Consider the following 14960-nt stretch of genomic DNA (forward strand, 5'->3'; position numbering starts at 1 on the left):
CCCGGCGGCGAGGTCAAGGGGGCCTCCCGCGCCTGTGGAGAACCCTCCGGCCCAGCGTCTGTGGAAAACCCCGAGGCCTACCCCTCCCGTACGGGTCACGTACGCCTGGAGTCGGACACGATCCAGCCGTCAGGGCTGACGTGGACTGTGGCCCGCGCCACTACCGTCGAGGCGTGACTGTGATCGCCACCGAAAGCCTCAGCAAGCGGTTCCCCCGGGTGACCGCTCTCGACCGGCTCTCCCTGGACATCGGGCCCGGTGTGACCGGACTTGTGGGTGCCAACGGAGCCGGTAAGTCCACCATGATCAAGATCCTGCTGGGTCTGTCCCCCGCCACCGAGGGCCACGCCAAGGTCCTCGGCCTCGACGTGGCGACGGACGGCCCCGCCATCCGTGAACGCGTCGGCTACATGCCGGAGCACGACTGCCTGCCGCCGGACGTCTCGGCCACCGAGTTCGTCGTCCACATGGCCCGCATGTCGGGGCTCCCGCCGGCCGCCGCCCGCGAGCGGACCGCCGACACGCTGCGCCACGTCGGCCTGTACGAGGAGCGCTACCGCCCCATGGGCGGCTACTCGACCGGCATGAAGCAGCGGGTGAAGCTCGCCCAGGCGCTGGTCCACGACCCGCAGCTTGTCCTCCTCGACGAGCCGACGAACGGCCTCGACCCGGTCGGCCGCGACGAGATGCTCGGCCTCATCCGCCGCGTGTGGACGGACTTCGGCATCTCCGTGCTGGTCACGTCGCACCTGCTGGGCGAGCTGGAACGGACCTGCGACCACGTCGTCGTCATCGACGGCGGCCGCCTCCTGCGCTCCAGCTCCACCAGCGACTTCACCCAGACCATGGCCACCGTCGCGGTCGAGGTCACCGGCTCCGACACGCACCCCGACGGCACGGCCGCCCTCCGCGCGGCGCTCACCGCCGCCGGAGTGGCCCTCCACGCGCGCGTGGAGGAGGGCTTGCCGGGCGCCGGCCACATCCTGCTGCTGGAGGCCACCGGCGAGGAGACGTACGACATCGTGCGCGACACCGTCGCCGATCTGGGCCTCGGCCTCGTCCGGATGGAACAGCGCCGCCACCACATCGCCGAGGTGTTCCGTCCCGACGCCGCGGCCGACCAGCCCCTGGAGGTGCGGTCCCGATGAGTACCGAGACGCAGATCCACAACATCGGGTACCGCAAGTACGACGGACCCCGCCTCGGCCGCGCCTACGCGCGCAGGTCCCTGTACGTCCAGTCCCTCCGCGGCGCCTACGGTCTCGGCCGCAGCGCCAAGTCGAAGGTGCTGCCGATGATCCTCTTCGGCGTCATGTGCGCGCCTGCGCTGATCGTTGTCGCGGTGGCCGTCATCTCCAAGGCGGACCGGCTGATGCTGGACTACACCCGCTACGCCATGGTCATGCAGCTGGTGATCTACCTCTACGTGGCCAGCCAGGCGCCGCAGTCCGTCTCGCGCGACCTGCGCTTCCGCACCGTCCCGCTGTACTTCTCGCGGCCCATCGAACGGGCCGACTACGTCGTCGCCAAGTACGGCGCGATGGCGTCCGCCCTGTTCATCCTGACCTCGGCGCCGCTGCTGATCCTCTACGTGGGCTCGCTGCTGGCGAAGATGGACTTCGCCGAGCAGACGAAGGACTTCGCGCAGGGCCTGGTGTCCGTGGCGCTGCTGTCGGTCCTCTTCAGCGGGATCGCCCTGCTGCTGGCCGCCCTGACGCCCCGCCGCGGCTTCGGCGTCGCCGCCGTGATCGGCGCGCTGTTCATCACGTACGGCGCCGTCACCACCCTCCAGGCCATCGCCTGGGCCACGGACAACCTGAACGCCGTGACCTGGCTCGGCCTGTTCTCGCCGATCACCCTCGTCGACGGCGTGCAGACCGCCTTCCTCGGCGCCACCACGTCCTTCCCCGGCGAGGTGGGACCGGACGCCGCCACCGGCGCGGTCTACCTCCTGGCCGTTCTCGCGCTCATCGCCGGTTCGTACGCCGCGTTGATGCGCCGCTACCGAAAGGCCGGGCTGTGACCTCCCTCCCGTCGCCCACCACCACCCTTCCCGAGAAGGGGCTGCGCCCATGAGCGTCCTCTCCATCGACCGTGTCTCCCGCTGGTTCGGCAACGTGGTCGCCGTCAACGACGTCACCATGTCCATCGGCCCCGGCGTGACCGGCCTCCTCGGCCCGAACGGCGCCGGCAAGTCCACCCTCATCAACATGATGGGCGGCTTCCTCGCCCCGTCCGCCGGCTCGGTCACCCTCGACGGACAGCCGGTCTGGCGCAACGAGTCCGTCTACCGCCACATCGGCGTCGTGCCGGAGCGGGAGGCGATGTACGACTTCCTGACGGGCCGCGAGTTCGTCGTCGCCAACGCCGAACTGCACGGCCTCGGCGCGGCGGAGGCCCAGCGCGCGCTCGCCACCGTCGAGATGGAGTACGCGCAGGACCGGAAGATCGGCACGTACAGCAAGGGCATGCGGCAGCGCGTGAAGATGGCGTCCGCCCTCGTCCACGACCCGGCGGTGCTCCTCCTCGACGAGCCGTTCAACGGCATGGACCCGCGCCAGCGCATGCAGCTGATGGACCTGCTGCGGCGCATGGGCGGAGAGGGCCGTACGGTCCTGTTCTCCTCGCACATCCTGGAGGAGGTCGAGCAACTCGCCTCCCACATCGAGGTCATCGTCGCCGGACGGCACGCGGCCAGCGGCGACTTCCGCCGCATCCGCCGCCTGATGACGGACCGGCCGCACCGCTACGTGGTGCGCTCCAGCGACGACCGGGCCCTGGCCGCCGCGCTGATCGCCGACCCCTCGACCGCCGGTATCGAGGTGGACGTGCGCGAGGGCCTCCTGCGCGTCCAGGCAGTGGACTTCGGCCGGTTCACCGAGCTGCTGCCGCGGGTCGCCCGCGAGCACTCCATCCGGCTGCTGACGGTCTCGCCTTCGGACGAGTCCCTCGAGTCGGTCTTCTCGTACCTCGTCGCGGCCTGAAGGGAGCCCTCGACCATGTACCACCCCACAGTCGCCCGGCTCACCTACCGCGGGCTCCTCGGCCGCCGCCGCGCGGCCATCCTGTTCGTCCTGCCCGCCCTGCTGATCGCCATCTCGGCCGCCGTCCGCGTCTTCCAGGGCGCCGACGACCAGGTTGCCGCGGATCTCCTCGGCGGGTTCGCGCTCGCCACGATGGTGCCGCTGATCGGCGTCATCGCGGGCACGGGCGCGATCGGACCGGAGATCGACGACGGCTCGGTCGTCTACCTGCTCGCCAAGCCGGTGAAGCGGCACACGATCATCTTCACCAAGCTGATCGTCGCCATCGCCGTGACCATGGTCTTCTCGGCGGTCCCCACGTTCGTCGCCGGCATGATCCTCAACGGCAACGGCCAGCAGGTCGCCGTCGCCTACACGGTCGCCGCGCTCGTCGCGTCCATCGCGTACAGCGCCCTGTTCCTGCTCCTCGGCACGGTCAGCCGGCACGCCGTCGTCTTCGGTCTCGTCTACGCGCTGGTGTGGGAGAACCTGTTCGGCGGCGTCATCTCCGGGGCGCGCACGCTGAGCGTCCAGCAGTGGGCCCTCGCCGTCGCGGAGAAGGTCACGCGGGGCGAGGGGCTGGTCTCGTCCGACGTGTCGCTGTCGGTCGCGGCGGTGCTCCTGGTCGTGGTGACCGTGGCCGCCACCTGGTTCGCCGGGTGGAAGCTGCGGACGCTGACCCTGGCGGGCGAGGAGTAGGGCCCGCCCGAGAGTGCTCCCGTGGGGGCGCCTCAGGGTCGGTTCCGGGGCGCTCCGGGGTCGGTTCCGGGGCGCCTCAGGGCCGTTCGCGGGTCGCGCGCGAGGGTTTTCCACAGGGAGACGGCCGTCGCAGCGCCCGGCGCCCCACGGGATTACTGTGGGCCCGGGCGCGACCCACACGGCCCGTACGACCCGCACTCACACTCTGGGGAGCAAGCCATGTCAGACCGCTTCGATGTCGTCGTGCTCGGAGCCGGCCCGGGCGGTTACGTCGCGGCGATCCGCGCGGCCCAGCTGGGCAAGCGTGTCGCGGTGGTGGAGGAGAAGTACTGGGGCGGCGTCTGCCTGAACGTCGGGTGCATCCCGACCAAGGCGCTGCTGCGGAACGCCGAGCTGGCGCACATCTTCACCCACGAGGCGAAGACGTTCGGCATCAAGGTCGACGGCCAGGTCTCCTTCGACTACGGCGAGGCGTTCCGGCGCAGCCGCCGCGTCGCGGACGGCCGGGTCAAGGGCGTTCACTTCCTGATGAAGAAGAACAAGATCACCGAGTTCACGGGCCGGGGCACGTTCCTCGACGCGAACACGCTCGAGGTGGCCCAGGCCGACGGCTCGACCACCACGATCTCGTTCGACAACTGCATCATCGCGACCGGTGCCTCGCCGCGTCTGCTGCCCGGCACGCGCCGCAGCGACCGCGTCGTCACGTACGAGGAGCAGATCCTCACCGAGGACCTGCCGGGCTCCGTCGTCATCGCGGGCGCGGGCGCGATCGGCGTCGAGTTCGCCTACGTCCTGCACAACTACGGCGTGAAGGTCACGATCGTCGAGTTCCTCGACCGGATCGCGCCGCTGGAGGACAAGGACGTCTCGGCGGAGCTGGCCAAGCAGTACCGCAAGCTCGGCATCGACGTGCTGACCTCCACGCGCGTGGAGACGATCGACGAGTCGGGCCCGCAGGTCCGGGTCACGGTCACCGGCAAGGACGGCGCCCAGCAGGTGCTGGAGGCCGACAAGGTCCTCCAGGCGATCGGCTTCGCGCCGAACGTCACGGGCTACGGCCTGGAGGCGGCGGGCGTACGGCTCACCGAGCGCGGCGCCATCGACGTGGACGGCCGCTGCCGCACGTCGGTGCCGCACATCTACGCCATCGGTGACGTGACCGCGAAGCTGATGCTGGCGCACACGGCCGAGTCGATGGGCGTCGTGGCCGCCGAGACCATCGCGGGCGCCGAGACGATGGAGCTCGACTACCCGATGATCCCGCGCGCGACGTACTGCCAGCCGCAGATCGCCAGCTTCGGCTGGACGGAGGAGCAGGCGCGCGAGAAGGGCTTCGACGTCAAGGTCGCCAAGTTCCCGTTCATGGCGAACGGCAAGGCGCACGGCCTCGGCGACTCGACGGGCTTCGTGAAGCTCATCAGCGACGCGAAGTACGGCGAGATCATCGGCGCCCACCTGATCGGCCCCGACGTCACGGAGCTGCTGCCCGAGCTGACGCTGGCCCAGCAGTGGGACCTCACGGTCCACGAGGTCGCGCGCAATGTGCACGCCCACCCGACGCTGGGCGAGGCGGTCAAGGAGGCCGTGCACGGCCTCGCCGGACACATGATCAACTTCTGATCCGCGGGCGGCGGTCTGCGGAGAACGGCCGCCGGACATGGGTCTCCGGGCGAGGGTCGCCGGACAGCGGTCCGCAAGAACGGTCTCCGGGAAACGGGAGAGGGGCGGCGGCCCCGCGCACCCGCGCGGGGCCGCCGCCCCTCTCCCGTACGCGGCCCGCACCGGGTCCGCGTCCGGAAGGTCAGCGCGAGAGCAGCCGCTCCAAAGTCACGGCGATGCCGTCCTCGTCGCTGGCCGCCGTGACCTCGTCGGCGACGGCCTTCAGGTCGTCGTGGGCGTCGGCCATGGCCACGCCGTGCCGCGCCCAGGCGAACATGGGGATGTCGTTCGGCATGTCGCCGAACGCGATCGTGTCCGCCGCCTTCACGCCCAGGCGGCGCGCCGCCAGCGAGAGGCCGGTCGCCTTGCTGAGGCCCAGCGGCAGGATCTCCACTATCCCCGCGCCCGCCATCACGACGTCCACGAGGCCGCCGACCACCTGGCGCGCGGCGGCCGTCAGCGCGTCGTCGTCCAGGTCCGGGTGCTGGATGTACACCTTGTTCAGCGGCGCCGACCACAGGTCCGCCGGGTCCTCCAACGGCAGGTACGGCAGGGGGCCGTCCTGTACCGCGTAGCCCGAGCCGACCAGCACCTCGCCGTCCAGGCCGTCCCGGCTGGCGGCCAGCGCCAGCGGGCCCACCTCGGCCTCCAGCTTCGACAGGGCGAGCCCCGCGAGCTGCCGGTCCAGCGTCACCGACGTCAGCAGCCGGTGCTCGCCCGCGTGGTAGACCTGCGCGCCCTGCCCGCACACCGCGAGGCCCTCGTAGCCGAGGTCGTCGAGGATCGCCCGGGTCCAGGGCACGGAACGGCCGGTGACCACGATGTGCGCGGCGCCCGCCGCCGTGGCGGCGGCGAGCGCGTCGCGCGTGCGCTGCGACACGGTCCCGTCGGGGCGCAGCAGCGTCCCGTCGAGGTCGGTCGCGACGAGCCGGTAGGGGAAGGGGCTCACTTGGCCACGGGCTCCAGCAGCTCCCGCCCGCCGAGGTACGGCCGCAGGATCTCGGGCACCCGGACCGAGCCGTCGGCCAGCTGGTGGTTCTCCAGGATCGCCACGATCGTGCGCGGCACGGCGCAGAGCGTGCCGTTCAGCGTCGCGAGCGGCTGGACCGTCTTGCCGTCGCGCATGCGGACGGACAGGCGGCGGGCCTGGAAGCTGTCGCAGTTCGACGCGGAGGTCAGCTCGCGGTACTTGCCCTGCGTCGGGATCCACGCCTCGCAGTCGTACTTGCGCGACGCGGACGCCCCCAGGTCACCGCTGGCCACGTCGATCACCTGGAACGGCAGCTCCAGGGCCGTCAGCCACTGCTTCTCCCACTCCAGCAGCCGCTTGTGCTCGGCCTCGGCCTCCTCCGGAGCGACGTACGAGAACATCTCGACCTTGTCGAACTGGTGGACGCGGAAGATGCCGCGGGTGTCCTTGCCGTACGTACCGGCCTCGCGGCGGTAGCAGGGGGAGAACCCGGCGTACCGCAGCGGCAGCTTGTCGGCGTCGAGGATCTCGTCCATGTGGTACGCGGCGAGCGGCACCTCGGACGTGCCCACCAGGTAGTAGTCGTCCTTCTCCAGGTGGTAGACGTTCTCGGCGGCCTGGCCGAGGAAGCCGGTGCCCTCCATGGCGCGCGGGCGGACCAGCGTCGGCGTGAGCATCGGGATGAAACCGGCCTCGGTGGCCTGCGCGATGGCCGCGTTGACGAGCGCGAGCTCCAGCAGCGCGCCGACACCGGTCAGGTAGTAGAAGCGCGAGCCGGACACCTTCGCACCGCGCTCGACGTCGATGGCGCCCAGCGCCTCGCCCAGCTCCAGGTGGTCCTTCGGCTCGAAGCCCTCGGCGGCGAAGTCGCGGATCGTGCCGTGCGTCTCCAGGACGACGAAGTCCTCCTCGCCGCCGACCGGCACCTCCGGGTGGACCAGGTTCCCAAGCTGGAGCAGCAGGCGGCGGGCCTCCTCGTCGGCCTCGTGCTGCTCGGCGTCGGCGGCCTTGACATCGGCCTTCAGCTGCTCGGCCCGCTTGAGCAGCTCGGCCCGCTCCTCGGGGGAGGCCTTGGGGATCAGCTTGCCGAGCGACTTCTGTTCGGAGCGGAGCTCGTCGAAGCGGGCGCCGGACGACCTGCGCCGCTCATCGGCGGAGAGCAGGGCGTCGACGAGGTCGACGTCCTCTCCACGGGCGCGCTGGGAGGCGCGAACACGGTCGGGGTCCTCACGGAGCAGGCGAAGGTCAATCACCCCACCAGGCTACCGGTGTGCACCAGCCGCACCCGACCGCATATCGACGCCGCCCCAGCGTGTCACTTTGCCCCAATTGCCGGACTTATTGATGATGGCGGTGAAAGATCCATCATTCTTGGGTAAAGGCCGGTCCACGCGCGTCACCTTTCCACAGGAGTCTGGGGGCGGGAAATGTTATCCACAGGCTGTGTGCAAGAAATGTGGACTCCGGAATGATCACGCCGAAAGGCGTCCGCCCGCAGTCCGTTTCCTCGCTCAAACCTGTTCCGGACGCTCATTCGGGTGGGAATTCCTCGCCCTAAAGGGTCGATCGGAGGAATGAGGATGACGTGAGGGACAAAGCGGACTGTGGACGCAGGTGTGGTCACTACGCCGATTTATCGACCTTGTCCGGTTCGGGTGGGGGTTGAGTGGTGCCGAGATGTCGACTTGTCCCCAGGCAACCCCCAGGCTCTGTGGATAACTCCGTGTCCTCCGTGGAGCGAGCCCGCGCGACCGGACGTCCGCCCGCACAGGCCGTACGGAATGCCGACCGCCGCAGGCCCCTACCGGAAATCGGCCCCCACGCGCCTCCGCGGCCGAGGGCCCGGGACGCGGGCCCAACCTCCACGTGCCCGTGCGCGGGCCCCGGCGGCCGAAGGCCCGTACGACGGATCAGGCGCCGCGGCCGTCCTGGCAGCGGGCCAGCCAGTCGGCCGCCGCGGTGAAGTCGGCGTCCGACGTACCGAGCCGCGGCCCCCGCACGTCGTCCGCCGAGACACCGGCCCTCGGATACGAACCGAGGAAACGCACATTCGGGCAGATCCGCTTCAGCCCCATCAGCGCCTCGCCCACCCGCCGGTCCGAGATATGCCCCTCGGCGTCCACGGCGAAGCAGTAGTTGCCGATTCCCGCGCCGGTGGGACGCGACTGGATCAGCATCAGGTTGACACCGCGGACGGCGAACTCCTGGAGGAGCTCCAGCAGCGCGCCCGGGTGGTCGTCGCGCAGCCAGATCACCATCGACGTCTTGTCCGCGCCGGTCGGCGCGGCGGGCCGCGCCGGACGTCCCACCAGCACGAACCGCGTCTCGGCGTTCTCCGCGTCGTGGATCTCCGTGACCAGGGCTTCGAGACCGTACGTCGCTGCCGCGAACTCCCCCGCGAACGCCGCGTCGTACCGGCCCTCCTGCACCAGCCGCGCCCCGTCCGCGTTCGACGCGGCCGACTCCCACACGGCCTCCGGGAGGTTGGCGCGCAGCCAGTTCCGCACCTGCGGCTGGGCCACCGGGTGCCCGGTCACCGTCTTGATGTCGGCCAGCTGCGTGCCCGGCCGCACCAGCAGTGCGAACGCGATCGGCAGCAGCACCTCGCGGTAGATCATCAGCGGCCTGCCCGAAGCCAGCTCGTCCAGCGTCGCGGTCACCCCGCCCTCCACCGAGTTCTCGATCGGTACGAGCGCGGCGGCGGCCTCCCCGTTGCGTACCGCGTCCAGGGCGGCGGGTACCGACACCATCGGCACCAGCTCGCGTGTCGCGGCTTCCGGCAGCGTCCGCAGGGCCGCCTCGGTGAAGGTGCCCTCGGGGCCGAGGTAGGTGAATCGCGTGGCCGACATACTGTCACCCTAATGCGCCGGACCCCGCCCCGCTGCCCCCTTCGAGCAGCGGCCGCCGGGCGGAACGAGACCCCCGTACGCCCGCCCGCACCCCCCGGCCGGAGCCCCGCGCAGGCCCCCGGATACCGCGGGACCCGGGACCTGTGTTCCGCGCCCGTACTGCGCGACCCGGGCCCCGCACCGCGCGGGGCGCCCCGTGTCCGTACGGTCACGCCTCCAGCAGCCGCTGGCCCACGTACTCCCCATCCGCCGGGCCGCCCGGCACGGCGAACAGGGCACTGGACTCGTGGCGGATGAACGGCGACAGCGCGTCGCCCCGGTCCAGCTTCCGCTGCACCGGCACGAAGCCCTTGCGCGGGTCCGCCTGCCAGCAGATGAACAGCAGGCCCGCGTCCGGCGTCCCGTCCGGGCCGATCCCGTCGTGGTACGAGAACGGGCGGCGCAGCATCGTCGCCCCGCCGTTCTGCTCGGGCGCCGAGATCCGCGCGTGCGCGTCGGCCGGGATCACCGGCTTGCCGTCCGGGCCCAGCTTGTCGAGGTCCGGCTCCGTCGTCTCCGTACCGCCCGTCAGTGGGGCGCCGTCCGACTTGCGCCGGCCTATCACCGCCTCCTGGTCCTTGAGCGGCAGCTTCTCCCAGTCGTCCAGCAGCATCCGGATACGCCGCACCACCGCGTACGAGCCGCCCGCCATCCACGGCTGGTCGCCGCCCGGCGCCACGAAGACGTGCCCGTCGAAACCGGGGTCGGTCGGCTTCGGGTTGCCCGTGCCGTCGACCTGCCCCATCAGATTGCGGGCCGTCATGGGGTGCGCGGTCGCGCCGGGCGAACGGTTGAAGCCGTTCATCTGCCAGCGCACCTTCGCCGCCGCGCCCGCCTCGCGCTGCACGGTCCGCAGCGCGTGGAAGGCGACCAGCGCGTCGTCGGCGCCGATCTGCACCCACAGGTCGCCGTCGGACCGCTTGGGGTCGAGCCGGTCGGACGAGAACGCCGGGAGCGGCTCCAGCTGCGCGGGGCGCCGCGCCACCAGGCCCGTACGGTCGAAGAAGGACGCCCCGAAGCCGAACGTCACCGTCAGGGAGCACGGCCCGGCGTCCCGCGCGACTCCGCTGTCCGCGCCGCCCGCCGGTTCACCGGCCATCAGCAGCTCGGCCACCCGCGACCAGCGCCGCATCAGCGCGACGGCCTCCTTGCGGCCCGCGCCGGGCGCCAGGTCGAACGCCACCAGGTGGCCGCGCGCCTGCGACGGCTGGGTGATGCCCGCCTGGTGGGCGCCCCGGAACGGCACGCGGGCCGAGCCCACCGTCGTGAGCGCGGGCCCGCCGCCGTCGCCCGCGTCGCCGAGGACCGCGTACCCGGCGGCACCGCCGGCCCCGCCGAGCGCGAGCCCGGCCGCCCCCGCCGCGCCCACGGTGCCGAGGAGCCGGCGCCTCGAAATCTCCAGGTTGTCGCTGTCGCTGTCGCTCATGGTCAGGTCAACCGATCTTCACGTTCTTGTCGATGGTGGTCTGGTCGATGTCGGACGTCCGCACCGTCACCCGGACGCGCCAGTCGCCGGGCATCGGCAGCTGAGCCGAGCGGGCGGTCCAGCGGCCGGCGGCGTCCCGTTCGAGCGCGACCGGCAGCGGCCCGATCTCCTGCGCGTCGAGCGTGAACGACACCTTCAGCTCGGCCACGTCGCGCGGCTTCCCGTCCGCCCCCGCGACGGCGACCCGCAGGGCGTTGCCGCCGGACCGGCCCGGGTCGAGGTTCAGCCGGACGGTGCCCGTGCCGTTCGGGCCGCCCGTGTCGAACGGCAGGCTCACGTCGACCGGCCGGTCCGGCACGGCGGTCGCGGTGGCGGCCCGCGCCCGGTCGGCCTGCTCCTGGCTGCGGCCCGGTTCGGTCGCGGTGAGCGCGGTGGTCACCGCGAGGAGCACCACGACGACGGCCGTCTCGGCGAGGACCGAGCGGCGCAGCCCGGCCCGCGCCGGGTCGGCGTCCCGTACCCGCCGCTCACGCGCGACGGCGACCGCGGCCCGCTGCCGGGCGAGCTGCGCGGCACGCACCGGATCGGCGACGGCCTCCGGGGCCGGGGCCGCCTCCTCGCGGGCCGTGCCCTCCAGGCCCTCGTCGCCGTCCTGCCGCTGTGCCGGGACGCGTACCGTCTCCCCGAGCCGGCGCGTCCACCGACGGGAGATCCAGCCGACGCCCAGCAGGACGGCGACGAGCCCCACCTTCACCAGCAGCAGCCGCCCGTACGCGGTGCCGGTCAGCGCCGTCCACGTGCCGACCTGCCGCCACGACTGGTACAGCCCCGTCGCCGCCAGCACCACGACGGCGCCGAACGCCAGCCGCGAGTACCGCTCTACGGCGCCGCGCTCGATCGACGGCTCCCGGTACAGCGCGACGACCAGCGCCGTGAGCCCGCCCAGCCAGACGGCGACGGCCAGCAGGTGCACCACGTCCAGCGGCATGGCGAGCCCGGGCTGCACACCCGTCGAGGCGTGCTCCGACAGCGCCCACGTCCCGGCGGTACCGGCCGCGACGATCGTCCCGCCGACCGCCAGCCCGTACACGAGGTCCCGCCGGTCTCCCGGCCCCTCGCGCCGCGCGTACGGGCCGAACAGCACCGCCACGAACAGCGCCGCCGCGCCCGCGAGGAGCAGGCGCGAGGTGAGCGCGGCGCCCGTCCTGGTGTCCAGCACCTCCCGGAGCACGCCCAGGTCGAACGCGTCGCCCAGCTCCCCCGACCCGGTGTACGGCCCGCGCAGCATCAGCAGCGCCAGCGTGGCGGCGGTGAACGTCACCCAGCCGTACGCGACGAGCCGCTGCACCGGCCGCACGGACGCGCCGCGCGGCCAGCAGGCCAGGACGAACGCGCAGCCGCCGACCAGGACGGTGAAGCCCGCGTACGACACGTACCGCCCGCCGTCGTAGAGCCATCCGACGAGCCCGCCGCCGGGCTGCTCCTTGGGCAGGACGACCTTCGTGGCGGACGGTTTCCCGATGGAGAAGCTGAACGCCCCGGAGATGGGGTGGCTGTCCGCCGACACGGCCTGCCACGCCACGGTGTACGTGCCGTCGGGCAGCCCGTCGCGCAGATCCACGCCGTACTTGACGACCGAGCCGCTGCACAGGTCGCGCAGCTCCCCGGAGTCGGCGCGCTTCCCGCTGGGCTCCAGCACGCGGATGCTGTCGTCGCCCAGCGCGACCTGCTCGGAGAAGGTGAGCGTGACGCGCTGCGGCGCGGTGGCGACCACCGCCCCGTCCGACGGGTCGCTGCCGGTCAGCGTCGAGTGTGCGGACGCCGCGCCGGACAGCACGGTGCCGAGCAGCGCCGCGGTGAGCAGCAGCAGCGCCAGCAGCCGGTACGCCGGTGCGCGCAGCGCCGACGCGCCCGGCGCCCGAGGGGCGGGGGCTGCGGGGCGTGGGGCGGTGGCCGTCATCGTCGATCCTCGTCGCTCAGTGCCGCGTGCCGTGCTGCTGCTGTTCCTGCGGCTGGTGCTGGTGGGCGCTCGTCCCGCCGTGCTGCGTGTGCTCCCCGGACTCCCCGGACCGCTGCGGGTTGTGGGTCCTGGCCTCGACCGGGACCTCCACGGCGATCGGGTCCGACTCCTTGAAGCGCAGCTCGATCCTGACCTTGTCCCCCTGCTTCGGGGTGCGCTTCAGCTCCATGAACATCAGATGGCTGCCGCCGCGCTCCAGCCGCAGTTCGCCGTGCGCGGGCACGTCGAAGGACTCGACCTGCCGCATCTTCTGGTTCTTCGTCTCGTGCAGCTGCACGTCGTCGGAGAGGTCGCTGGTGACGGAGGTGAGCGTGTCACCCGTGTCGCCGGTGTTGGTGACGGTGAGGAAGCCGCCCGCCATGGCGGCGTTCACCGGCTCCGGGATGAAGGCCCCGCTGACCTTCAGCCGCGGCGTGCCGTCCGCCTGGCCGGCGGACTCGCCCGGTCCGGCGGACGAGCAGCCGCCCAGCGCCAGGCCCGCGACCAGCGCGAGCGAGGCGGAGAGGGCGGCGGTGGTGGTGCTGCGGGTCACGGGTTCTCCCCACGGATGAGCTTCGGCAGGTCCTTGGCGTACTCCTCGACGGTGGTGTTCTCGCCGTAGACGACATAGCCGCGGTCGGTCTTCGGGGAGAACGCCAGCACCTGCGCGCCGTGCATCGAGACGACCTTGCCGTCCTTGTCCTTGGACGGCGGGTCGATGCCGATGCCGAGCTGGCGGGCGCCTGCCTGGATCTTCGCGAACTCGCCGCTGAGGCCGACGAAGCTCGGGTCGCCCGCGGACGGCAGCCACTTGGCGAGCTCGGCGGGCGTGTCGCGCTCGGGGTCGGTGGTGACGAAGACGACTTCGAGCTTGTCCCGGTCGGCCTTCGGGAGCTGCTTCATCGCCTCGGCGATGTTGCTCATCGTCAGCGGGCACACGTCGGGGCAGTGGGTGTAGCCGAAGTAGACGAGGGTCGGCTTGCCCTTGGTGCGGGCGCGCAGGTCGTACGGCTTGCCGGTGGTGTCGGTGAGGACGATCTGCGGCTTCTCGAAGGGGCGGTCGAGGACGGTGCCGGGCTTCCCGGAGCCGGGCGCCACCGACACGTCGGCGACGGGGCTGCTGCCCGTCTCCGACTCGGGGCCGCACGCCGTCAGGGCCAGGGCGGAGGCGGTGGCGAGCGCCGCGGCGATCATCTGGGTGCGCCGGGCCGCCCGACGGGGCCGCGCGGTGCGGAGGGGAGTGCGCATCACGTGTTCTCTCAGATCAGTAGGGGCGGGAGATGGAGGGGCCGGGGCTCAGGCGGAGCGGCGGCGGCCGGCCAGGGCGCCGTAGGCGACGCCGACGGCTCCGACCAGGATGCCGACCACGCCGAGGACCCGGGCGGTGGGGTCGCTCACATCGGCCGACGCCGTCTCGCTCTTCTCCGCGTCCCTGTCGGCGGCCTGCTGAGCCCCGGCGGCTCCGGGCTTGGCGCCGTGGGCATCGTCCTCGGCGGCGGACAGCTTCAGCACGGGCGCGGGGGAGTCGGGCTCGGCGGCGCCTTCCTTCGGCTCCTCGATCCAGCGCACGACTTCCTTGTTGTCGTACGTCTGGAGGGCCTTGAAGACGAGCTGCTCGGTGTCCTCGGGCAGGCGGCCGAGCGACACGGGGAACTGCTGGAACTGCCCGGGCTCGATCTTCGAGCCGTCCGCCGTCCAGGTGATCTTGGAGGGGGCCTCGGTGATCTTCTTGCCGTGCAGGTCCAGCGGCTCGGCGAGCTTCGCCTTCTCGACCTTGACGGTCCAGCCGGGCACGGGCTGCGGCATCACGGACGCGATCGGGTGGTCCGTGGGCAGCGTGACCTCCAGCTTCACGGTGGAGGCGCCGTCCCGCTCGTTGGGCACCTTGAAGTTGACCGTGGCGTAGCCGCCCTTGGCGGCCTGGCCCTGCGGCTGGACGGTCACATGGGCGTACGCGGCCGAGGAGAGCAGCAGGACGGACGAGACGGCGGTCCCGCCGACGAGGGCGAGACGCGAGGACAGACGGGGGACGTTCATGGCGGAACACTCCAGGGGTACGGGGGAAAGACGAGGACACGGGTGCGCGGACACGCGCGTCAGTACGGGCCGGCGCCGCCGATCCACTCACGGGCCCGCCGCCCGGGACATGCCGTCGGGCCGGATGCGCCCGTCACTGCCGAAGGCCGGTCCTGTCGACCCTGCCGGGCCTGTCGGGCCTGCCGACCCTGCTGGGCCTGTCCGTGCTGTGGGTCCTGTGCCGGACGCGGGGCGGTGGGGACGCAGGGCGCTTCGG

General features: G+C 72.2%; 12 protein-coding genes and 1 pseudogene. 5 read left to right on the forward strand and 8 right to left on the reverse strand.

Annotated elements, in window-relative coordinates; translation table 11 throughout:
- Nucleotides 1-179: 179 nt before the first annotated feature.
- The 5 genes from J116_RS14260 (at nucleotide 180) to lpdA (ending at nucleotide 5345) form a co-directional block, all read left to right on the forward strand.
- Complete coding sequence (locus tag J116_RS14260) at nucleotides 180-1148, forward strand: ABC transporter ATP-binding protein (RefSeq protein WP_023587743.1); 969 nt, start codon at nucleotides 180-182, stop codon at nucleotides 1146-1148.
- Nucleotides 1145-2023, forward strand: coding sequence for an ABC transporter permease (locus tag J116_RS14265; protein WP_023587744.1), 879 nt, complete (start codon nucleotides 1145-1147; stop codon nucleotides 2021-2023). The genes J116_RS14260 and J116_RS14265 overlap by 4 nt, the downstream gene beginning before the upstream one ends.
- 49 nt (nucleotides 2024-2072) lie before the next feature.
- The gene (locus J116_RS14270) at nucleotides 2073-2984 is read left to right on the forward strand and encodes an ABC transporter ATP-binding protein (protein WP_023587745.1); all 912 of its coding nucleotides are present in this window, start codon (nucleotides 2073-2075) and stop codon (nucleotides 2982-2984) included.
- A gap of 15 nt (nucleotides 2985-2999) precedes the next feature.
- The gene (locus J116_RS14275; protein WP_023587746.1) at nucleotides 3000-3722 is read left to right on the forward strand and encodes an ABC transporter permease; all 723 of its coding nucleotides are present in this window, start codon (nucleotides 3000-3002) and stop codon (nucleotides 3720-3722) included.
- Between the two features lie 219 nt (nucleotides 3723-3941).
- A complete protein-coding gene (lpdA, locus tag J116_RS14280) occupies nucleotides 3942-5345 on the forward strand; it encodes a dihydrolipoyl dehydrogenase (protein ID WP_023587747.1) in 1404 nt (467 codons plus the stop codon).
- Between the two features lie 181 nt (nucleotides 5346-5526).
- Here lpdA and J116_RS14285 read toward each other — a convergent pair whose 3' ends face one another.
- The 8 genes and pseudogenes from J116_RS14285 to J116_RS14320 all read right to left on the reverse strand — a co-directional run bounded on the left by J116_RS14285 (nucleotide 5527) and on the right by J116_RS14320 (nucleotide 14704).
- Entirely contained in the window at nucleotides 5527-6333 is an 807-nt protein-coding gene (locus tag J116_RS14285; protein ID WP_023587748.1) for an HAD family hydrolase, read from the reverse strand.
- The gene (serS, locus tag J116_RS14290; protein ID WP_023587749.1) at nucleotides 6330-7607 is read right to left on the reverse strand and encodes a serine--tRNA ligase; all 1278 of its coding nucleotides are present in this window, start codon (nucleotides 7605-7607) and stop codon (nucleotides 6330-6332) included. The genes J116_RS14285 and serS overlap by 4 nt, the downstream gene beginning before the upstream one ends.
- 657 nt (nucleotides 7608-8264) lie before the next feature.
- Entirely contained in the window at nucleotides 8265-9203 is a 939-nt protein-coding gene (gene pheA, locus J116_RS14295; protein WP_023587750.1) for a prephenate dehydratase, read from the reverse strand.
- A 208-nt stretch (nucleotides 9204-9411) separates the two neighbouring features.
- Nucleotides 9412-10668, reverse strand: coding sequence for an iron uptake transporter deferrochelatase/peroxidase subunit (gene efeB, locus J116_RS14300; protein ID WP_023587751.1), 1257 nt, complete (start codon nucleotides 10666-10668; stop codon nucleotides 9412-9414).
- Nucleotides 10669-10675: 7 nt separating this feature from the next.
- Complete coding sequence (locus J116_RS14305; RefSeq protein ID WP_023587752.1) at nucleotides 10676-12628, reverse strand: copper resistance protein CopC; 1953 nt, start codon at nucleotides 12626-12628, stop codon at nucleotides 10676-10678.
- Between the two features lie 109 nt (nucleotides 12629-12737).
- Nucleotides 12738-13220 (reverse strand): annotated as a pseudogene (locus J116_RS14310) (copper chaperone PCu(A)C); the annotation flags it as partial.
- Entirely contained in the window at nucleotides 13217-13861 is a 645-nt protein-coding gene (locus J116_RS14315) for an SCO family protein (RefSeq protein WP_028964048.1), read from the reverse strand. The gene J116_RS14315 and the pseudogene J116_RS14310, both read right to left, overlap by 4 nt.
- Nucleotides 13862-13963: 102 nt before the next feature.
- Nucleotides 13964-14704, reverse strand: coding sequence for a YcnI family copper-binding membrane protein (locus tag J116_RS14320; protein WP_023587755.1), 741 nt, complete (start codon nucleotides 14702-14704; stop codon nucleotides 13964-13966).
- Nucleotides 14705-14960 lie beyond the last annotated feature (256 nt).

The organism is Streptomyces thermolilacinus SPC6 (assembly GCF_000478605.2).
GTDB lineage: Bacteria > Actinomycetota > Actinomycetes > Streptomycetales > Streptomycetaceae > Streptomyces > Streptomyces thermolilacinus.